Genomic DNA, 20,336 nt, shown 5'->3' with positions numbered 1-20,336 from the left:
TGACAGACGCCGTACCGGCGGCGTTTTGAGGTCATGCCAGGGTATACAACAGGAGCACGCCGCGCCATGAGCCGTTATCTTTCTACCGAGTGCGTTCGCGCCATGACGCTCTCGGCACAGGGCTTTGGCGCCGACCGCGACGGCCCGCAACCGGACGATCGAGCGCTGTTGCGCCTCATCCGAAGGCTCGGGCTTTTGCAGATCGACAGCGTCAACGTGCTGTGTCGTGCCCATTACATGCCGCTGTACTCCCGGCTGGGGCCCTACGACCGGCGCCGGCTCGAACGTTTTAACCAGGGGTCGCCGTCACAGCGTCGCCTGTTTGAATACTGGGGGCATGAAGCCTCGCTGATCCCTGTTGAAGACTATCCGCTCTATCGCTTTCGCATGCAGCGTGCCCGTGATGGCGGCGGTGGCCTCTATAAGCGCCTTGAGCGCTTTTCCCGCGAGCAGCCGGCGTTTATCGAACAGGTGCTGGACGAGATTCGCCACCGTGGCGCGCTGGCGGCGTCCGATCTGACTGGCGGCGGACGCGGGCAGGGCCGCTGGTGGGGCTGGAGCGATGGCAAGTCGGCGCTTGAGTATCTGTTCTGGAGCGGTCAGGTGCTGGTGGCGCACCGGCGCGGCAACTTCGAGCGGGTCTATGACCTGCCCGAGCGGGTGGTCGGGCGCGACGCCGTCGAGGCCCCCGAGCTGTCACCGCCACAGGCGCAGCGCGCGCTGGTCTCTCGTGCGACACAGGCCATGGGGGTGGCGAGTGCGCGCGACATTCAGCGCTACTTTCGCCTTGATGCTCGCGAGACGCGGGCACGGATCAAGGAGTTGGTCGACACCGGTGAGCTGCTGCCTGCCCGGGTAGAAGGCTGGTCGATGCCGGCCTGGCAGCATACAAAAGCGCGTGTCAGCCGCCGGGCGAGCGAGGCGAGTGCGCTGCTGTCGCCCTTTGATCCATTGATGTGGGACCGCGAACGGGCCGCCCGGGTCTTTGATTTTCGCTACCGCATCGAAATCTATACGCCTGCGCACCTGCGACAGTATGGCTATTACGTGCTGCCCTTCATGCTGGCAGGGCGGATGGCAGCTCGCGTCGATCTCAAGGCCGAGCGCGCCGCGGGCGTGCTGCAGGTGATTGCCGCCCACCCCGAAGCGAATGTCGCAATAGAGACCCTGGCGCCGGCGCTTTATGAAGAGCTTGTACGGCTGGCCCGCTTTCTGGGGCTTGCCCGGGTGCAGATCAAGGGCAGCGACCCGCTTGATCAAGCGCTTGAATCGGTGGGTGTCGATGCCTGACGACGTCGAACGTCGAACTGTTACAAGGGCGGCGTCAGGCGTATGGTAAATGTCATACAACTTCACGCCGTTATCACAGCCGACCCAAGCCATGTCTTCTGATCGCTTTGCTGAAGCAGCCCCTGCAGGTACCAATCTTCGTATTATCGCCATCGTCAGCTCCACCTTTGTCAGCATGCTGTGTATCGGCATGACGCTGACGGTGCTGCCGCCCTGGATGCACGGCTCGCTGGGCTTTGATGCCGTCACGGTCGGGGCGGTCATCAGCCTTCAGTTCGTGGCGACCCTGCTGTCGCGCCCCTTTTCCAGCCAGATGGCCGACCGGCTTGGTGCCAAGCGCGTGGTGCTTTTGGGCATGAGCGGCTGCGCGCTCAACGGCGCATTGATTCTGCTGGCGGCGCTGAGCGTTCAGTGGCCGCTTGTGAGCCTGGCATTGCTGGTTCTGAGCCGACTGATGCTGGGGGTTTCGCAGGGCATGATCGGCACCGGGTCGCTGAGCTGGGGGATCGGACTGGTGGGCCCGGCCCTGATGAGCAAGGTCATCTCCTGGAACGGCATTGCAGGCTTTGGGGCGCTGGCCATCGGTGCGCCGCTGGGGGCTGTGCTGGCGCAGAATCTCGGGGTGGCAAGCGTGGGGCTTTTCATCGTGCTGATCGGGACGCTGGCGCTGGCGCTTGCCTGGCGCCGGCCGGCGTCACCGATCGTCAGCGGCAAGCGGGTGCCGTTTGCCCGCGTCTTTCGAGTGATGGCGCCCTACGGCGGGGCACTGGCGCTGAGCTCGGTCGGCTACGGCGTGATTGCCACCTTCATCACGCTGTATTACGCCGAGCAGCAGTGGTCACACGCCGCTTGGGGGCTGAGTGCTTTCGGGGCGGCTTTCATTACGGCGCGCGTGCTGTTTGCCGATACCATCAACCGCTTTGGCGGCTATCGCGTCACGCTGGTGTGCTTTGCCGTCGAAATGCTCGGGCTTGTGGCCCTGTGGCAGGCCGCTCATCCGGGCATCGCGCTACTGGGCGCGGTGCTGGCAGGGCTTGGCGTGTCGCTGATCTACCCGGCGCTGGGGGTGGTAGCGGTGGCCAAGATTGCCTCCACCAGTCGCAGCGCGGCGCTGGGCGCCTATTCGGTTTTTCTGGATGCCGCGGTCGGCCTGACCGGACCGCTGGCGGGCTTTATCGCCGGCCGGGCCGGCTATTCAAGCATTTTCCTGTTTGCGGCGCTGTGTAGTCTGGCAGGCCTGGGGCTTTGTGCCATGCTTTACACCATCTCCATCCGGCGTCGGGCCCGTGCCGAGCGTCAGGCCCGGATGGAAGATGACAGGGCACAGGCCTCACCGACAGAGACACGCTCTCAGGTCTGAGCCTGTCGGGCGCGCGCCAGGTCTTCCAGCGTGTGAAGCGACAGCTGCTGCTCGAGATCGAAATACTCTCCCCACTGCTCATCGACGTGGTATGGCTCAAAGCGCTCAAAGCCACTGCCCGGGGTAAAGGTCATTTCACCGAAATAGACCCGGCCCTGAATGCTGTAGAGATCCACCCGCACGTAGGCAAATCCTTTTGAAAGCGTTCTGGCGCAGTCGAGCAGGGTCTCAAGGGTATCGGGCCTTGCCGGCCGGCGTGACGCATCGCTGTTGGCGTATTTGACCTGCAGCGGCAGCCACTGCCAGTCGGTAGTGAAGTAGTCCCGGCAGTGGCCGTTGAAGCGGTCGCTGTCGACCTGAATGACGCAGTGCGAGCCCTCGGCGCCGTTGAAGCAGTGAAACTTGTAATCGGCCGGGATATTGCCGTTGTCATCAAGCATCAGCCGTTCAACGACCAGCTGCGGCGCAATGTGACGGTACTGGGTCTCGCGCGACCCCATATAAAAGTTTCGGCTGAGCCAGTCATCGGTCTGACGTTTGAGCTCGTCAAAGGAAAGGCTGCTTTTGTCGGTGACAATGCGGTTCATGGCGCTGCCATGATTGGCCTTGATGACAAACTGGCCGGGCAGAATGTTGAACATCTCGCGCGTCAGCACCGGGCCGGAGGCGAGCATCGGAATCAGGTGCTGCTGGCCCAGCGTATCGGCCACGAAATCGCGCACTGCCAGCTTGTCGGCCAGCTCGCGAAACACCGGGCGGTCGGCGTTGAGCTTGAAACAGGTCAGTTTCTCGCTCCAGGTGCGCGGTGTCTCGAGAGAGGGGGCCCGGCCAAAGCGTTTTTCGAACTGGCGAAGGGCTTCGCATCGATCAGAGCGCTTGACGCGTCGAAGGCCTTCAGAGCATCGCTGGCGCAGTCGCAGCAGGGACAGGGGCTGGGGGAAAAGGGCGTTATCGGCCATGGACACCTTCCATGAAACACGGACTAAAAAAGTGTCGCGACGATAGCAGTATTGATGCACTTGTTGATTAAGTAATTGTTAAAGGCTATTAATTAATTTCTACGCCGGGTATTTTTTGACAACGGATACTGTCGTATCAAATATTTCTTGTGGCAGGCAGGGATGCAGGCAGATCCTGCCTGATTCTGGAGCGGAGACGATCATGAGTGACAATAACGCGCAGGGCCCCCGCGAGATCGATGAAGAGACGATCGCGCTGGCCACCGAAATCTTTAACATGGCGCGCGTGGGCGATGCCGAGAAGTTCAGGGAGTGGCTGGGACATGGTCTGCCGCCCAATATGTGCAACCAGAAAGGCGACAGCCTGTTGATGCTTGCGAGCTATCACGGCCAGTTCGAAACGGTCAAGGTACTGCTTGAGCATGGCGCCGACCCTGAAATGCGCAACGACAACGGCCAGAACCCGCTGTCCGGCGCGGCCTTCAAGGGTGATATGCCCATGGTTGAACTGCTGCTGGAGCACGGCGCCGAGATTGACGGCTGCGCGCCGGACGGCAAAACGGCGCTCATGTTTGCGGCCATGTTTGATCACGTTGACATCACGCGATACCTGCTGGAAAAGGGCGCTGATCCGTCGCGTCGTGAAAGCCGCGGCATGACCGCCGGCGAGCTGGCTCAGGCGATGGGCGCCGAGCATACGCCGGCACTTCTCGGTCAGACCGGTTCGGATTGAGCCTCCCGCCCACCCCTGCCTGTAAAGTCTTACGGCAGACGCGTACAATCTCCCGCCAGACTTCATCATTCACGCCCGAGCCGGTTTTCCGGCTCGGGCGCTTTCTCGGAACGCTCTCTTGCTCTCTACTGCCAATATCACCATGCAGTTTGGCCCGAAGCCGCTGTTTGAAAACGTCTCGGTCAAGTTCGGCAACGGCCATCGCTACGGTCTGATCGGCGCCAACGGCTGCGGTAAATCCACCTTCATGAAAATCCTGGGCGGCGATCTGGAGCCCTCCGGCGGGCAGGTCATGAAGGATGCCACCACACGGCTGGGCAAGCTGCGCCAGGATCAGTTCGCCTTTGAAAACGAGCGGGTGATCGACACCGTCATCATGGGGCATGAAGAGCTCTGGCACGTGGCCGCCGAGCGTGAGCGCATCTATGGTCAGGCCGAAATGTCCGAAGAGGACGGCATGAAGGTCGCCGATCTCGAAGTGCGCTATGCCGAGCTGGATGGCTACACCGCCGAGGCGCGTGCCGGCGAGCTGCTGCAGGGGCTGGGCATCGGTGATGAGCAGCACCAGGATCTGATGAGCACGGTAGCGCCGGGCTGGAAACTGCGCGTGTTGCTGGCGCAGGCACTGTTTGCCGACCCGGACGTGCTGCTGCTCGATGAGCCGACCAACCATCTGGACATCAATACCATCCGCTGGCTGGAAGACATTCTCAAGGCGCGTCGTGCCACGATGATCATCATCTCGCACGACCGTCACTTCCTGAACAGCGTCTGCACCCACATGGCCGATCTGGACTACGGCGAACTGCGCCTGTTCCCCGGCAACTATGACGAGTACATGATCGCTGCCACCCAGGCGCGTGAGCGTCTGCACTCCGACAACGCCAAGAAAAAGGCCGAAATCGCCGAGCTTCAGCAGTTTGTCAGCCGCTTTTCGGCCAACGCCTCCAAGGCCAAGCAGGCGACGTCGCGCCAGCGCAAGATCGACAAGATCCAGCTTGAAGAGGTCAAGCCCTCCTCGCGCGTGAGCCCCTTCATTCGCTTTGAGCAGAACAAAAAGATCCATCGCCAGGCGCTGACGGTGGAAAACATCAGCAAGGCCTGGGGTGATAATCAGCTGTTCAAGCGGTTCGGGCTGCAGGTCGAAGCCGGCGAGCGCGTGGCCATCATCGGCCCCAACGGCATCGGCAAGACCACGCTGCTTAACTGCCTGACCGGCGACATGACGGTCGACAGCGGTGAAGTGAAGTGGACCGATGCCGCCGAAGTCGGCTATTTCGCCCAGGACCACGCCGCCGATTTTGAAAGCGGCGACACGCTTTTTGACTGGATGGGTCAGTGGACCACCCAGGGCGAGCAACAGGTGCGCTCGGCGCTGGGGCGGATGCTCTTTTCCAACGACGATATCGGCAAGTCGGTGCGGGTCATCTCCGGCGGTGAGCAGGGTCGCATGCTCTTTGGCAAGCTGGCGCTGCAAAAGCCCAACGTGCTGGTAATGGATGAGCCCACCAACCACCTGGACATGGAATCGATCGAGGCGCTTAATCTGGCGCTCGACAACTACCCCGGCACACTGATCTTTGTCAGCCACGACCGCGAGTTTGTCAGTTCACTCGCCACGCGCATCATCGAGATGAAGGATGACGGCATCGTGGACTTCAGCGGCAGCTACGAGGACTACCTGCGCAGTCAGGGCATCTACGGCTGATGCTGGTGTGATCGTTGAAAAAAGCCCCGCCATTGGCGGGGCTTTTTTCATGCTGGCCAGAGCGCGGTTACGGTTCGAGCGGCTTGTCCCAGCCTTCAAGTACGGCATCACTCCAGCTGCCGTAGGTGGCATTGGCAGCATGATCCAGTCGTTGCCAAAGCGCTCGGCGTAAACCAGGACACACTATTTTGAACGTGCAAGCAATAAAGAAGCTGATGATGTGAAATGGCCCTGCCGGATAGCAGGGTTTTTTGTGCCGTTGTGACTCTTTGTTGCTATCACATTCCGATGCCATTTGATGATCCCGGGTTACGCACTGTGCGCTGTCGGATAACCGAAAAGGCAGGATTTCATAACCGGTGTTAGCGCATCGTGTGGTCTGAAAATAATGTCCGGGCGGGGCACCCTTGAAACTGTAATGCCACGTAATCCACACGCCCTGAGTGAGGCCCCGTGTGCCCCTGCACGTGCCTTATGGCGGGAACCATCAAGCGCTGAATGAATCCCAGAATCTGTCATGCCAACAGGGAGGGTTCACCATGAGCAAGCACGGCAGCGAGCAGTTCGAGAAGTTCAAAAGCGGTCTCAAGACACAGGTTGCGGTGGCCACCAACAGCGACCGATTGTATGAAGACGCTGAAAAACAGCGGCTGATGGTACGTCTGATGGAAACAAAGGGACTGACGCAGGAAGAGGCCGAAAAGCAGGCCGAGCAACAGCTTCGCAACGAGTAGCGACACATTGAATGTCGGCCTGACCGTCATGATTCGGTCAGGCCCGGTCTGATATCACTCGTGCCGTCGGGGCCTTCGTTTACCCGGCGGCCCGGATCAGCGCCCCGACCAGTGCCCGGATCTGCCCCAGATAGCTGCCGCTTGACGGCGGCATGGGGTCCGAGGTCAAAACCATGGTCATTTCAAGTTTTGGCACCACAAACAGGACCTGCCCGCCGTAGCCCCAGCCGTAGTACACCGGTTCATTTTCGATCTCGCCGCGAAACCAGCCGTAGCCGTAATCGCTACCGTTATAAAACGAGTGCGTGCGCGGCTGCCAAGAGGTAGCAATCCAGTCACTGGAGAGCACCTGCCGGCCGTTGTAGCGCCCGTTCAGGCGATACATTTCGCCAAACACCATGAGCGCCTGCGGCGTCAGACCCATTTCGTTGCCGCCGAAATAGATGCCCTGCGGGTCGCGCGTCCAGGGCGGTATGCTGATGCCCAGCGGGGTCCCCAGCCAGTCGCGCATCAGCGCAAGCGTTGAGCGGCCGGTGGTATGGGTCAGCGCCGCCGAGAGCAGGTGCGTATTGCCGGTGGAGTAGAGCATTCGCCCGCCCGGCGTAGCCACAAAGGGGCGTGAAAGAGCGTTGCGCACCCAGTCGCGACTGGCCACCCAGGCGCCGTAGTGCTGCCCGGAGGTGCGCTCAAGGCCTGCCTGCATCGACAGCAGCTGCCCCACGGTAATGTCGCGTATGCGCGGGTCGGCGTCTGCGGGAATCTGATCCGGCGAAAGCAGCTCAACGATTGGCTGATCGACGCTTTCGATGACGCCGCGCTCGATGGCTGCGCCCACCAGCGCCGATATCAGCGTTTTGGACAGCGACTTGATGTTGGCTGTCCGGTCGGTGCGGTGGCTGCGATAGCCGCGGTCGATGACGGTGTTGCCATCAATGGCGACCATCAGGGTATGAGTACGGGGCAGGGCACCGGCGCGCTCTGCCACCTGATTCAGCGCCGCGGCATCCGGGGCGGCCATTGAGGGCATCGACAGCAGCCAGAAGGCACCGGCCATCATCAGGGCATAACACACGTGTCCGGGCTGTCGCATGCAGGCCACTCCCTTGAAAAAACGTCAGTAGATGCTTTGAAGTGTGGCGTATATCCCGAACGTTTGCTTATCCCTGATGGCGGCAGGCCCAGCTGAGCTCTGCCCCAGCCCCGTGATAAATCATTCGCCGCAGGCGGCGTCGAGCGGGCATGCTGAACCGCACAGTGACGCCCTTTTACCCACCTGAGGAGACTGCGATGACGCGACCCAACGTATTGATCCTGATGGCCGATCAGGTCAACGGCACGCTGTTCGAGGATGGCCCGGCCGACTTTCTGCACACGCCACATCTGAAGGCGCTGGCCCGGCGCAGCGTGCGGTTCAACAACGCCTACACCCCAAGCTATCTGTGCGCGCCGGGACGGGCCGCCTTCATGTCGGGGCAGTTGCCTTCCCGCACCGGTGTCTACGACAACGCCGCCGAGTTTCCCTCCAGCGTGCCGACCTGGGCGCATCATCTGCGCCGCGCCGGCTATCAAACCTGTCTGTCCGGCAAGATGCATTTCGTGGGGCCCGATCAGCTGCACGGCTTTGAGCGCCGGCTGACCACGGATGTCTATCCGCCCGATTTCGGCTGGACGCCGGACTATCGCCGGCCCGGGGAGCGCATTGACTGGTGGTATCACAATCTGGGCTCGGTGACCGGGGCGGGCGTGGCCGAAATCTCCAACCAGATGGAGTATGACGACGAGGTTGCCTTTCACGCCGAGCAAAAACTCCTTGATCTCGCGCGCGGTCACGATGAGCGGCCCTGGGCGCTGTGTGTGAGCTTTACCCATCCGCACGACCCCTACGTGGCCCGGCGCAAATTCTGGGATCTCTACAACGACTGCGACCACCTTGAGCCGACGCTTGCCGAGGTGCCCTACAGTGAGCAGGACCCGCACTCACAGCGTCTGTATGAGGCCAACGACTACACAAGATTTGATATCCAGCCGGACAACGTACGCCGGGCACGGCAGGGCTATTTTGCCAACCTGTCGTATGTCGATGACAAAATCGGCGGCATTCTGGATGTGCTCAGGCGCACCCGGATGGATGACAACACCATCGTGATGTTTGTCTCCGACCACGGCGACATGCTCGGCGAGCGCGGGCTGTGGTTCAAGATGAGCCCCTTTGAAGGTTCCTCGCGGGTGCCGCTGATGATCAGCGCGCCGGGCATCGAGCCCCGGTCGGTGACCACGCCGGTCTCGGCGATCGACATCAATCCAACGCTGGCCGATCTGGTCGGCATCGATTTGAGTGCCATCAGGCACTGGACCGATGGCGAGTCGCTGATCCCCCTGATGACCGGCGGTACACGTGATACGCCGGTCTATATGGAATACGCCGCCGAAGGCACGATTGCGCCGCTGGTGACCATCCGCGACGGGCAGTGGAAGTTCAACCACTGCGAGGTCGACCCGCCCCAGCTTTTCAATCTGGAAGACGATCCGGACGAGCAGCGCAACCTGGCCGAAGACCCGGAGTATGCGACAGTGCTTGAGGATTTTACCCGCCGGATGCGCTCGCGCTGGGACATGGCGCGCTTTGACGCCGACGTGCGCGAAAGCCAGGCGCGTCGTCTGATCGTTTATGAAGCCCTGCGCAACGGGCATTACTTCCCCTGGGATCACCAGCCGCTACAGGTGGCCTCCGAGCGTTATATGCGCAACCACATGGATCTCAATATTCTGGAGGAGGCCCAGCGCTTCCCGCGCGGGGAGTAGAGGGGGGCGGACAGCCCGCCCTGGACCGTTCGAGCCCCTCTCATGAAAGCGTCGAATGGGGTATCAGGAGCTTTCATGGCAGCGTTTGGCCACACGCGTACCCTCACTGTCTGGAACCATACAGAGGGGACGCGACATGCAGGCATTCTGGACAGGGCTTGGGCTCGGGCTGTCATTGATCATGGCGATCGGTGCGCAAAACGCGTTCGTGCTGCGTCAGGGCCTTCGCGGCGAGCATCTTTTCATGGTCTGTCTGACCTGTGCGCTGTCGGATGCCCTGCTGTTAACGTTTGGCGTGTATGGCGCCGCGACCCTGACGGTGTACTTCCCGAACCTTGATACCGTCATGCGCCTTGCCGGGGCGCTTTTTTTACTGCTCTACGGCGGGCAGGCCATGGTCTCTGCCCTGCGCGGTGGCCGGGCACTCAACCCGGCCGGCCGGACTGGCGCTTCCCGGGGTAAAACGCTGGCGCTGTGTCTGGCGCTGACCTGGCTCAATCCACATGTCTATCTGGACACGGTAGTGCTGGCAGGCGCGGTGTCGGCGCAGCAGGCGTCACGGGCGGCCTTTCTGGCCGGCGCCGTGATGGCCTCCTTTCTTTTCTTTTTCGCGCTGGGATACACCGCCGTGCGCCTGCGCTCGCTTCTGGCCCGACCCCGGGCCTGGCAGATTCTGGACGGCGTGATGGCCTTTTTGATGTGGATCGTGGCGCTGTCCTTGCTGTGGCCGATGATTGGGTCTTCGTGAAGGCATTATCGTCAGGGACGCGCCACAATGGGGGATGCCAGACCATGGTTGAATATCGTTCATGGTGCGGGTGAATAACCCTTGCTGGTGTTCACATTGGCGCCACGGCATATTGTTGGATGAAAAGCTACGTGACGAAAAAAGCTGTCCTGCAGCACTTGTTGATTAAGGAATGATCATGTCTTTACCCATGCCTCCCTACCGCGCCGACACGGTTGGCAGTCTGCTGCGCAGCGATAACATCAAGAGTGCGCGTGAACAGCGCGCCCAGGGCGCCATCGACCAGGCGTCTCTCAAGGCCATTGAGGATGAAGAGGTCACGCGACTGGTCAGAAAGCAGGAATCCCTTGGGCTCAAGGCCGTCACCGATGGTGAACTGCGCCGTGCCTGGTGGCATTTCGATTTTCTCGAGCACCTCACGGGCGTCGAGGGATTCGAATCCGAACAGGGCATTCAGTTCCAGGGGCGTCAGACCCCATCCCACGGGGTGCGCGTGGTGGATCGTGTCCGGTTCAACCCGGACCACCCGATGCTTGAGCATTTTCGCTATCTCAATGCGCAAACGACCAGCGCCATTGCCAAGATGACGATCCCGAGCCCGAGCGTGCTTCATTTCCGCGGCGCCGGTCAGGTCGATCGCAGCGTTTACGCCGAGTGGGGCAGCTACTTCAACGACCTGGCCGATACCTGGCGCGAGGCGATTGCCGCCTTTTACGAAGCCGGCTGTCGCTACCTGCAGCTGGATGACACGGTGTGGGCCTATCTCTGCTCCGACAGCGAGCTTGAGGCGGCGCGCGAGCGGGGCATCGAGTCACCCGAAAAGCTTCAATACATCTATGCCGACGTTCTCAATCGGGCGCTGGAAGGCCGGCCGGCCGACATGCACATCAGCCTGCACGTCTGCCGCGGCAATTTCCGTTCGACCTGGATCAGCGAAGGCGGCTACGAGCCGGTAGCGCAAACGCTATTGGGCAGCGTCAATGTCGATGCCTTTTTTCTGGAGTACGACACCGACCGGGCCGGCGATTTCCGGCCGCTGCGCTTTCTGCCCCGCGGTCATCAGCAGGTGGTGCTGGGGCTGGTCACGACCAAGACCGGCGAGCTCGAATCCGCAGAGCAGATTCGCGAGCGCCTCGATGAGGCCAGCGAATACGTGCCGATGGATCAGCTGTGTCTGAGCCCGCAGTGCGGGTTTGCCTCGACCCATGAGGGCAACAACCTCAGCGAAGAGCAGCAGTGGCAAAAGCTGGATCTGATCGTCAATCTCGCCGAGGAGTTCTGGGGCTACTAACCCGGGCTCTGGCAGGTCCATCAACGCCTGACCGTTCACCGGTCAGGCGTTTTTTATGGGCGTTTGCGCCGTGATGGCTGCAGACATGAGCGCGGCCCGCTATCGTTGGCGCATGTTTTCCTGCAAAAAGGCGTCTCCCTTGGCACGACAAACCGGCGCAAACGGCGCGTCACGCTATCAGGCTTCATTGCTGGAAGGGCCCGTTCTGGGATCGCTTCTGAAACTGTCGGTGCCCATCGTGCTGGCCAACATTTTGCAGTCGGGCTATCAGTTGATTGATGCCTTCTGGGTGGGGCGACTGGGCGGCCATGCGGTGGCTGCTGTCTCGGTCAGCTTTCCGGTGACCTTTTTGCTGATTGCGCTGGGGTCGGGCTTTAGCATGGCGGGCTCGACGCTGGTGGCGCAGCACATGGGCGCGGGCAATCATCATCGGGTCAATCAGGTGGCGGGACAGACCATTTTGCTGGTGGTGGTAACATCGATCAGCCTGTCGATACTCGGGATCCTGCTGGCCCCGGGGCTGCTGGGGCTTTTAGGTGTCGAGGCGGCCGTGTACGACGCGGCACTGGTCTTTTTGCGCATCTCCATGGCGGCCATGGTCTTCACCTTCGGCTTTTCCATGTTCCAGGCGCTGATGCGCGGGATCGGTGAGGTGCGACTGCCGCTGTATATCGTCACCGGCACGGTGCTTTTGAACGTGGTGCTCGACCCGCTGTTCATCTTCGGGTTCAACCTCGGCGTGGGCGGGGCCGCGCTGGCAACGCTTGTCACCCAGGCGCTGGCGCTGGGCACCGGGCTGTGGCTTCTGGTGCGCGGGCGTCACGGGATCGAGCTCAAGACCCATCATCTGCGTCCTGACCCGGTGTTTATCCGTCGCGCGCTGGCGCTGGGTCTGCCGGCCTCGGTGGAGCTTTCTGCCCGGGCGCTGGGCATGAACGTGATGGTGTTTCTGGTCACGGGCTTTGGCACCGTCACCATCGCCGCCTATGGGGTGGGCACCAATATCATGGGCTTTATCATCATTCCCGCGCTTGGGCTTTCCATGTCGACCGCGGCGCTGGTGGGCCAGAACATCGGCGCCGGTCAGATCGAGCGCGCCGGGCGTATTGCCCGCCTGTCGGCCGTGATTGCGCTGGTGGGGCTGAGCGTGATCGGGCTTTTGGTCTTCACGTTTGCCCGCGAGCTGGTGGCCTTTTTTGTCCCGGGAGATGAGGCGATCATCGAGGCCGGCAGCCATTTTCTCCACATTACGTCACTGACGTTTGGATTTATCGGTGCCCAGATGGCGCTGACCGGCGTCTTTCGCGCGGCCGGTCACACCGTGGTGGCCATGCTGCTGGCGCTGGTATCGCAGTGGGTGCTGCAGTTCCCGCTGGCCTTTATTCTCTCGCGCGATACCGTGATGGGCGTTGACGGCATCTGGTGGGCCTTTCCGGTCACCAACCTGATCACGGCCCTGATCGCGCTGATTCTTTTCATGCGCGGTGACTGGCAAAAGGGGCGACTCGCCGAGCAGGAAGACCCGCTGGCCAGGCAGGTCTCCGGTGAGATCATCGGCAAGGGCCACGGCTCGGCGTCGTGATCGGGCGTGGAGCATTCAATCCAATAAAAGAGGAGAGTAACCCATGGCAGACAGCGATCGATTTGATGCGGCGATGGCGCAGCTGGATGCGCTGCACGCCGAAGACCCGCGCATGGAGACGGTCGACGGTGAGGAGGTGCCCTACGAGCTTTTATACGCCCAGCGCATGAGCGAGTGGCTTGAAAGGCTCAGGCCTGACGCCGGTGAAACGCTGCAGCTGGCGGTGCGCGCCCAGCATTTAAAGCGCTGGGAGGTGCCGCGGGACAGCTATCCGATGGACCGGCCCGGCTATCACGCCTGGCGTACCGGCCTCAAACAGCGCCAGGCCGACATGGCGGCGGATGTTCTGCGTCAGTCAGGCTATGAAGAGATAGATTGTGCCCGCGTGGCGGCGCTGGTACGCAAGGAGGATCTGAAAAACGACGAGGAAACACGCGCGCTTGAGGATGCTGCCTGTCTGGTCTTTTTGCAGGACTACTACGGCCCCTTTGCCGCCGAGCATGACGATGACAAGGTGATCGGCATTCTGCGCAAGACCCTGCGCAAGATGTCGGCTGACGGGCACCGTCTGGCCGGCGAGATTGCGCTGGAAGGGCGGTCCCGCGCGCTGCTTGAAAAGGCAGTGGCCATGGAGACGTCCTGACAGGGCAACGTGACATGCCATCCCCGTGACATGAAAAACCCCGCCTGAGAGCGGGGTTTTTGATGAAGCGGGGAGAGATCAGAACTCGGCCCACTCTTCGACATCGTGGCGCTGCGTGGCCGGTCGCTTGAGTTCCGAACGAGCGGACGTGGCAGGTGCGCTGGCAGAGCGCGGCGCAGTCGGTGCCGAAGCAGACATCGGCCTCGAAGCACCAGCCGGGGCGGCCGGGCGCGTGCTTGTGTCGACCCTGAAAAACGAGATCTCCTGTTGCAGTTCATCGGCGCGGCTGCGCAGGGCGCGACTGGCGATGCCTGACTCTTCTACCAGTGCGGCGTTTTGCTGAGTCACGGCGTCCATCTGGGACACGGCCACATTGACCTGGTCGATGCCGGTGGCCTGTTCACGGCTGGCCACGGCAATTTCGCTGACCAGGTCGGTGACGCGCTTCACGCTCAAAACGATCTCGGTTAGTGTCTGCCCCGAGCGGTTGACCAGCTCAGCGCCGGTGTCCACGCGCTTGACGCTTTCCTCGACCAGCTGCTTGATTTCGCGCGCGGCGTTGGCGCTGCGCCCGGCCAGGTTGCGCACTTCGTTGGCGACCACCGCAAAGCCGCGACCCTGCTCACCGGCGCGGGCGGCTTCTACCGAGGCATTGAGTGCCAGCAGATTGGTCTGGAAGGCGATCTCATCGATCAGGCTGACAATCGTTGCAATCTTGTGGCTCGAGGCGCTGATCTCATCCATGGCGGAGACGGCACTCTGAACCACGTTGCCACCGGTCTGGGCCTGCTGGCTGACTTCCCGGACCAGCCGGTCGGCCTGGGCGGCATTGTCGGCGTTGTGGCGCACGGTGGTCGTGATCTCCTCCATCGAGGCGGCGGTCTCTTCAAGACTGGCCGCCTGCTCCTGGGTGCGGCGGTTGAGGTCATCGTTGCCGCGGGTGATGTTGTGCGCAGCGTCATTGACGGCAACGGCATTCTGGCTGACCGAGTGGATCACATCCGACATTTTGTGCTGCATGGCGGTCAGCGAGCGCAGCATGTCACCGAACTCGTCCTGACAGGTAATGTTGGTCCTGACGCCCAGGTTGCCCTCGGAGAGCTCGTTGGCAAAATGGCGCGCCTTGCCCAGCGGCGTCATGATGCCGCGTACCAGCCAGACCGACAGCGCAAGCGACAGCACGATGGCCAGTGCGATCACACCCAGCATAATGTTTCTAAGCGACTCGTAGGCGGCGTGGCTGCTTTGATAGTGCTGTTCGGCCCGTGTGACTTCTTCTTCAGACAGTGTGGCAATGCCGTCGAGCACGACCTGATAGTCGCCGCGCAGGGTCGCGGTATTAAAGGCACTGGCGGCGGTAAAATCGCCGGCAGCCATCAGGCGCATCATGCGCTGCAAATCACCCTGCAGGGTGGTAATGGCCTGCTGCAGCTGATTGGCCCGCTGGCGCTCCTGTTCATTGGTGATGACCGACAGATAGGTCTGCATGGCCGCGTTGGTCTGCGCGTCGTTTTGCGCCATCTCGGCCTGCGTTGAGCCCACGGTGGCCACATTCTGGTCGCGCTGCTCGGCGACCACCTTGACGCGGTTGCTCAAAAGCGCCGTGCGCATGATGCCCATCTGTTCCAGCGCGACCACATTGCTGCCAAAGGTCTCTTCCAGAGCGCGCTGTGACTGCTGAGCGCTATAGATACCCAGCGCGCCCACGATCAATAACAACCCGATACACACGGCCAGACTGCCCGAGAGCCGAAGCCTGACGCTTTTTTTGGGATTGAGCATTTGATGCTTCCTCGAGAGGGTCGACCCCATCGTTGTCGAATGCCGCCCGGCTGCAAATCCCGCATGGATTCTGATGCGAGAGGCGGTGTTAAAGGGATCATGGATATGTTCGGTGTTTAATATCGACCGTGGCGCTATTAAATCGAGCACAACCGAATCTATCGCCTCGATAAACATTGACGGGTTAAAGTTCGCTTAGGCCCTGCAACATCTTTTGCGCCGCGCCCCGGCGCATAAAGTTTCCCGTTTTCAAGCCGATGATGCGTATTCAACAGGCAATTCATTCATGGCATGGGGCGACCGGGTCGCGCCGTGCGGCTTCGGGGTCTGATACGGTGGGGAAACCGGGATGGCGCAATCCCTGAAAGGGTGCTTGATGGCGCTGCTTTTACTGTTACCGCTGGCGGCACGGGCGAGCGGGTCGCTTCAGATAGTGCAGGCGGGCAGTCATGAGCCGCTCGAACAGGCCGTTATCGAAATCAGCATACCCGGATTTGAGCGACCCGCCGATGCTGCTCGTGATCACCATGAGATCGTGCAGCGTGAGGCGCAGTTCGAGCCGCAGGTGAGCGTGGTGCCCGTTGGCGCGCGCGTCAGTTTTCCCAATCATGACATCACCCGCCACCAGGTCTTTTCCTTCTCACCGCCGAAGGTGTTCAGTCTGGATCTCTATCTCCGGGAGACGCCCCCACCGGTGCACTTCGATACGCCCGGTGTCGAGGTGCTGGGGTGTAATATCCACGATCAGATGCAGGCCTTTATCGTCATCAGTGACGCCTCGTTTTTTGCCATGACCGATGAGCGCGGCCGGGTCGATCTGGCATCGCTGCCGCCGGGACGCTACTCGATGCGTCTGTGGCATCCGCGCCTTGAAGACACCCACCAGCAGTGGGTCGAAGGCGAGGTCGATACCCGCCTTGAGGCACACGTCGAGCTTACGCTTGACGCCACACCGCCGCCCCGGGCAACACCCTCCCTGCTGCAGCAGCGCTTTCAGCGAGGCCTCCAGCATCAGGAGCATTTGTAATGTCCTTTCGGGGGCGTCTTTTGCTGGTCATGCTGGCCGTGCTGGTCGTGGCGCAGCTCGGCACGGCCGTGGCCACGCTCGATACCATTCGTCGTGACGTGCTCCACAAGGGCAGTCGCGAGATCGATGTGGCCCTGGATGTCACCCGACAGCTTCTGGTGGAGCGCGGCCATCATCTGCGTGACAACGTGGCGGTACTGGCCTCGGATTTCGGGTTCAGGTCCGCCGTGGCGACTCAGGACACCAACACGCTGGCCAGCGTGTTGCTCAACCACGGTGAGCGCGCCGGTGCCGATATGGTGCTTCTCAGTGATCCCGATGGGCATATTCTCGCCGGCAGTCACCAGGCGGCAGGGACTGACATGCCCTTTAAAACGCTATGGCAACAGGCCGACAGCCATGACAGCGCCGTAGGCGTCGTGCTGCAGGACGGCGTGCCCTATCAAATGGTGTTGATGCCGGTGCGTGCACCGGGGCTGATCGGCTGGGTGGGCATGGGCTTTATGCTTGATGATCATCTGGCGCGCGAGCTGGGCGCCCTGACGCGTCTGTCGGTCAGCTTCATGGTGGATGAGACCGCCGCCGTCGAGTCGCAGCCGGCCTATGTGGTGGGCGCGCTTCGCTCGGCGCCGGAATCGAGCCTGGATGCCTTTCGAGTCTCCTTGATGCAGGGTCACTTCATCGATCACAGCGACATGGAGACAACGACCGATACGCTGGCCCGCGCCATGGTGCTACAGAATGGCGCATCGGGTCGCACCTGGGTGGTGATTCAGCACGGCCGGGGCGATCTGCTGGCGGTCTATCACGCCCTGAGCTGGCAGCTTCTGTCCATTTTCGGCGTTATGCTGGTGTTGACCGCCATCGTGGCCGCCCTGATTGCACGCAGCATGACCCGCCCTTTGTTGCAGCTGGTGGCCTCGGCGCGGCGTATCGGGCGCGGCGAACGGGTGGCGGCGCTGGATCACGGTCGCCACCGGGAGATCGGCCTGCTGGCCGACACGCTGATGGGTATGCAGGCCGATATCGACCAGCGAGAACAGCGTCTTTTGTATCACGCCCGCCACGACCGGCTGACCGGTCTTTCCAACCGCGACAGCGCCCGACAGGATATTGCCTGTGTTCTGGCGCAGGGTGCCCCCTTTACGCTGCTGCGTTTGTCCATTGTCGGGTTTCGCCAGATCAACGACACCTTTGGCTATAGCGTCGGTGATGAAGTGCTGCGCCTTCTGGCGCAGCGGCTCAAGGCGCAGGCCCTGCCGTGTCAGCAGGCCTATCGGCTGGGCGGCGACGAGTTTTTGCTGATGCTCACGGGGAAGGGTGTGACACCACAGTGGATTGCCACGCTGCATGACCAGCTCTCACGCCCCGTTGAACACGAGCGCTCCCCGATTGCGCTGACGCTTGTTTTGGGTGAGGTCAGCTCTCCGGATCACGGCGACAGTGCCGGTCCCTTGTTGCGCTGCGCCGAGATTGCCATGGACCGCGCCCGCCATGAGCGTACCCGACACGTGCGCTACGAACCGGGACAGGACGAGCAGCACCAGCGTCGCCTGACCCTGGCTCGCGATCTGGGCACGGCCGTGATGCAGGATCAGCTCACCATGGTGTACCAGCCCCAGGTGGCGGCAGGCAGCGGCGAGGTCACGGGCCTTGAAGCCCTGATGCGCTGGCACCATCCGACACTCGGGTTTGTGCCGCCGGATGAATTTATTGCCCTTGCCGAACAGTCGGGGCGAATCACCCAGCTGACCCAGTGGATGCTGCGCACCGTCTGCCGTCAGATCGATCAGTGGGCTCAGCGTGGCATGGTCCTGAGCGTGGCGATCAATCTATCGGCGCATGACGTGATGGACGCCGCGCTGCCCGAGCGTATTCGGCTGCTGCTGCAGGACTATCAGCTCGGCCCGGAACGGTTGCGACTCGAGGTCACCGAAAGCGCGCTGATTCAGGACCCGGCACTGGCACAGCGTCATCTCATCGCCCTGCGCGATGCCGGGCTGCTTATTGGCGTCGATGACTACGGCACCGGCTACTCCTCTCTTTCCCAGCTCAAGCGCCTGCCGGTACAGGAGCTCAAGATCGACAAGTCCTTTATTTTGAAACTCGATAACGATCCGGAAGATCGCATCATCGTGCGCTCCACCATTGAACTGGCCCACAGTCTGGGACTGAGCGTGGTCGCCGAAGGCGTTGAAACCGACGCCTCGCGGGCACTGCTGATCGCGATGGGATGTGATGTGCTGCAGGGTTATCTGATGTCACGCCCGCTGCCGTCCGATCAGGTGATCGACTGGATGACACAGTATCGCGAAGGCGAGACCATGACTCGGAGGGCGCTGGGATGATGTCACGTCAAAAAATCCTGACGTTGCTGGTCGGTGTCTGCTGGCTTGTGGCGGTCAGTCAGGCCTGGGCCGGCAGTCGGCTACAGGGCACCGGTGGTGTCATGCAGATCGAGGGGGCCAGCGGTGGCGGCCTTTCGCCCTGGGGCGTTTTGACAGGCACCGCCAGTGATACCGAGGTGGGGGTGAGCGTGGGCGTCTCGCGCGCTGATGTGAGTGACTACCACCTCGTGGTCAGCGGCGTGGCCGCCAATCTGTACGATCGCGTCGAACTCTCCGTGGCCCATCAGCGTCTGGCGCTCGATACCCTGGGTGGGCATCAGGCACAGGACATTTATGGCGCCAAGCTGCGTCTGTTTGGCGATGTGCTCTATCGCTCCTGGGGCGTCTGGAGTCTGGGCGTGCAGTACAAGCGGCTCACCGAGGGCGAAGATCTGGCCCGCGCGGTGGGCGCGCGCGCAACACAGGGCAACGATTTCTACCTGGCCGGCAGCAAGCTCTTTTTCGATGCCGTGGCCGGGCGCAACCTGCTGGTCAACACCACATTGCGCTCGACGAAAGCCAACCAGGGCGGGCTGCTGGGCTTTGGCGGCGATGAGGGCAATCATCGCGAGCTGATGGTCGAGACCTCGGTCGGTCTTTTTTTGACCCCGGACTGGATCGTGGGCGCCGAGTATCGTCAAAAGCCCGATAACCTGGGCTTTGCCCGGGAGGATGACTGGCGCGATCTTTACGTGGCGTGGTTGGTCAACAAACACGTCTCGCTGACCGGGGCGCTGCTGGATCTGGGTAGTGTGGCAGGCCTTGAGCGCCAGCGCGGCGGCTATCTGTCACTTCAGCTGTCGCTGTAATCCCTTCGGAGACGTTATGCGTGCGTTTTGTCGCTTCATCCTGATAACAGCGCTTTTGATTGGTCTGTCAGGCTGTGCCGGGCAGCCGGATCATGGGCGCCCGTCGCTTTATCAGCGGCTGGGCGGGCAGACGGGTGTCCATGACATCGTTACCAGCTTTCTGGTCAATGTGGCCGATGATCCGCGCATCGTGGGCTATTTTGCTCATACCAACATCGACTACCTGGCGGCCTCGCTCGAGCAATATATCTGTGAGCTCAGTGACGGCCCCTGCATTTATGAGGGGCCTTCCATGGCCCGAGCGCACCAGCACATGGGGCTCACCGATGCCAGCTTCAATGCCCTGGTCGATAACCTGCAGGCGGCCCTGCTGTCCCGAAACATTGATGCGGGCGCGCGCAATGCGCTGCTGGGCCGGCTGGCGCCCAAATACAGCGAGGTCATGCACGATCAGTAGGGCACACCTTTTCACAGGGTCGAG

At 61.7% G+C, this 20,336-nt stretch carries 17 protein-coding genes; 14 read left to right on the top strand and 3 right to left on the bottom strand.

All coding sequences use genetic code 11. From position 1 onward, the window contains the following. Positions 1 to 66: 66 nt before the first annotated feature. On the top strand, positions 67 to 1,290 hold the full coding sequence (locus tag ACS92L_RS06925) for a winged helix-turn-helix domain-containing protein (protein ID WP_438768008.1): 1,224 nt from the start codon (positions 67 to 69) through the stop codon (positions 1,288 to 1,290). Positions 1,291 to 1,381: 91 nt separating this feature from the next. Further along, positions 1,382 to 2,650, top strand: a complete 1,269-nt coding sequence (locus ACS92L_RS06920) for an MFS transporter (RefSeq protein ID WP_438768007.1) — start codon at positions 1,382 to 1,384, stop codon at positions 2,648 to 2,650. Here ACS92L_RS06920 and ACS92L_RS06915 read toward each other — a convergent pair. Further along, the gene (locus ACS92L_RS06915; RefSeq protein ID WP_438768006.1) at positions 2,641 to 3,609 is read right to left on the bottom strand and encodes an ATP-grasp fold amidoligase family protein; all 969 of its coding nucleotides are present in this window, start codon (positions 3,607 to 3,609) and stop codon (positions 2,641 to 2,643) included. The genes ACS92L_RS06920 and ACS92L_RS06915 overlap by 10 nt on opposite strands. Before the next feature lie 202 nt (positions 3,610 to 3,811). Here ACS92L_RS06915 and ACS92L_RS06910 point away from each other — a divergent pair, with 202 nt between their 5' ends. The 3 genes from ACS92L_RS06910 to ACS92L_RS06900 all read left to right on the top strand — a co-directional run bounded on the left by ACS92L_RS06910 (position 3,812) and on the right by ACS92L_RS06900 (position 6,784). Beyond that, positions 3,812 to 4,342, top strand: a complete 531-nt coding sequence (locus ACS92L_RS06910) for an ankyrin repeat domain-containing protein (RefSeq protein WP_438768005.1) — start codon at positions 3,812 to 3,814, stop codon at positions 4,340 to 4,342. A 118-nt stretch (positions 4,343 to 4,460) separates the two neighbouring features. Beyond that, on the top strand, positions 4,461 to 6,050 hold the full coding sequence (locus ACS92L_RS06905) for an ABC-F family ATPase (RefSeq protein ID WP_438768004.1): 1,590 nt from the start codon (positions 4,461 to 4,463) through the stop codon (positions 6,048 to 6,050). A 539-nt stretch (positions 6,051 to 6,589) separates the two neighbouring features. After that, positions 6,590 to 6,784 (top strand): hypothetical protein, encoded by a 195-nt coding sequence (locus ACS92L_RS06900; RefSeq protein WP_438768003.1) that lies wholly within the window; start codon positions 6,590 to 6,592, stop codon positions 6,782 to 6,784. A 79-nt stretch (positions 6,785 to 6,863) separates the two neighbouring features. Here the strand turns inward: ACS92L_RS06900 and ACS92L_RS06895 are convergent, their stop codons facing one another. Then, complete coding sequence (locus ACS92L_RS06895; RefSeq protein WP_438768002.1) at positions 6,864 to 7,874, bottom strand: serine hydrolase domain-containing protein; 1,011 nt, start codon at positions 7,872 to 7,874, stop codon at positions 6,864 to 6,866. A 197-nt stretch (positions 7,875 to 8,071) separates the two neighbouring features. On the opposite strand from ACS92L_RS06895, the gene betC reads away from it, so the two are divergent. The 5 genes from betC to ACS92L_RS06870 all read left to right on the top strand — a co-directional run bounded on the left by betC (position 8,072) and on the right by ACS92L_RS06870 (position 13,850). Next, positions 8,072 to 9,586 carry a choline-sulfatase gene (gene betC, locus ACS92L_RS06890; RefSeq protein WP_438768000.1) on the top strand — a complete coding sequence of 505 codons (1,515 nt, stop codon included), beginning with the start codon at positions 8,072 to 8,074 and terminating at the stop codon, positions 9,584 to 9,586. A 136-nt stretch (positions 9,587 to 9,722) separates the two neighbouring features. Next, positions 9,723 to 10,334, top strand: a complete 612-nt coding sequence (locus tag ACS92L_RS06885) for a LysE/ArgO family amino acid transporter (protein WP_438767999.1) — start codon at positions 9,723 to 9,725, stop codon at positions 10,332 to 10,334. 178 nt (positions 10,335 to 10,512) lie between these two features. Then, positions 10,513 to 11,625 carry a 5-methyltetrahydropteroyltriglutamate--homocysteine S-methyltransferase gene (locus ACS92L_RS06880; RefSeq protein ID WP_438767997.1) on the top strand — a complete coding sequence of 371 codons (1,113 nt, stop codon included), beginning with the start codon at positions 10,513 to 10,515 and terminating at the stop codon, positions 11,623 to 11,625. 139 nt (positions 11,626 to 11,764) lie between these two features. Further along, positions 11,765 to 13,207, top strand: coding sequence for an MATE family efflux transporter (locus tag ACS92L_RS06875; RefSeq protein WP_438767996.1), 1,443 nt, complete (start codon positions 11,765 to 11,767; stop codon positions 13,205 to 13,207). A gap of 43 nt (positions 13,208 to 13,250) precedes the next feature. Then, entirely contained in the window at positions 13,251 to 13,850 is a 600-nt protein-coding gene (locus tag ACS92L_RS06870; RefSeq protein WP_438767994.1) for a DUF4202 domain-containing protein, read from the top strand. Between the two features lie 78 nt (positions 13,851 to 13,928). Here the strand turns inward: ACS92L_RS06870 and ACS92L_RS06865 are convergent, their stop codons facing one another. After that, entirely contained in the window at positions 13,929 to 15,632 is a 1,704-nt protein-coding gene (locus ACS92L_RS06865) for a methyl-accepting chemotaxis protein (protein WP_438767992.1), read from the bottom strand. Positions 15,633 to 16,008: 376 nt separating this feature from the next. Between ACS92L_RS06865 and ACS92L_RS06860 the strand changes: the two genes are divergently transcribed. From ACS92L_RS06860 to ACS92L_RS06845, 4 genes are read left to right on the top strand one after another with little or no spacing between them, the layout of a single operon-like run. After that, positions 16,009 to 16,659: a Cupredoxin gene (locus ACS92L_RS06860; RefSeq protein WP_438767991.1), complete on the top strand. Its 651-nt coding sequence runs from the start codon at positions 16,009 to 16,011 to the stop codon at positions 16,657 to 16,659. Beyond that, complete coding sequence (locus tag ACS92L_RS06855) at positions 16,659 to 19,007, top strand: EAL domain-containing protein (protein WP_438767990.1); 2,349 nt, start codon at positions 16,659 to 16,661, stop codon at positions 19,005 to 19,007. Before ACS92L_RS06860 ends, ACS92L_RS06855 begins: the two co-directional genes overlap by 1 nt. Continuing rightward, the gene (locus ACS92L_RS06850) at positions 19,004 to 19,855 is read left to right on the top strand and encodes a DUF3034 family protein (RefSeq protein WP_438767988.1); all 852 of its coding nucleotides are present in this window, start codon (positions 19,004 to 19,006) and stop codon (positions 19,853 to 19,855) included. The genes ACS92L_RS06855 and ACS92L_RS06850 overlap by 4 nt, the downstream gene beginning before the upstream one ends. Before the next feature lie 16 nt (positions 19,856 to 19,871). Next, on the top strand, positions 19,872 to 20,312 hold the full coding sequence (locus ACS92L_RS06845; protein WP_438767986.1) for a group I truncated hemoglobin: 441 nt from the start codon (positions 19,872 to 19,874) through the stop codon (positions 20,310 to 20,312). Positions 20,313 to 20,336 lie beyond the last annotated feature (24 nt).

This window comes from Kushneria halocnemicola (genome assembly GCF_965650455.1).
Lineage (GTDB): Bacteria > Pseudomonadota > Gammaproteobacteria > Pseudomonadales > Halomonadaceae > Kushneria.
The sequence above is the reverse complement of the archived record's forward strand: the minus strand, read 5'-3'. Positions and strand labels throughout refer to the sequence as shown.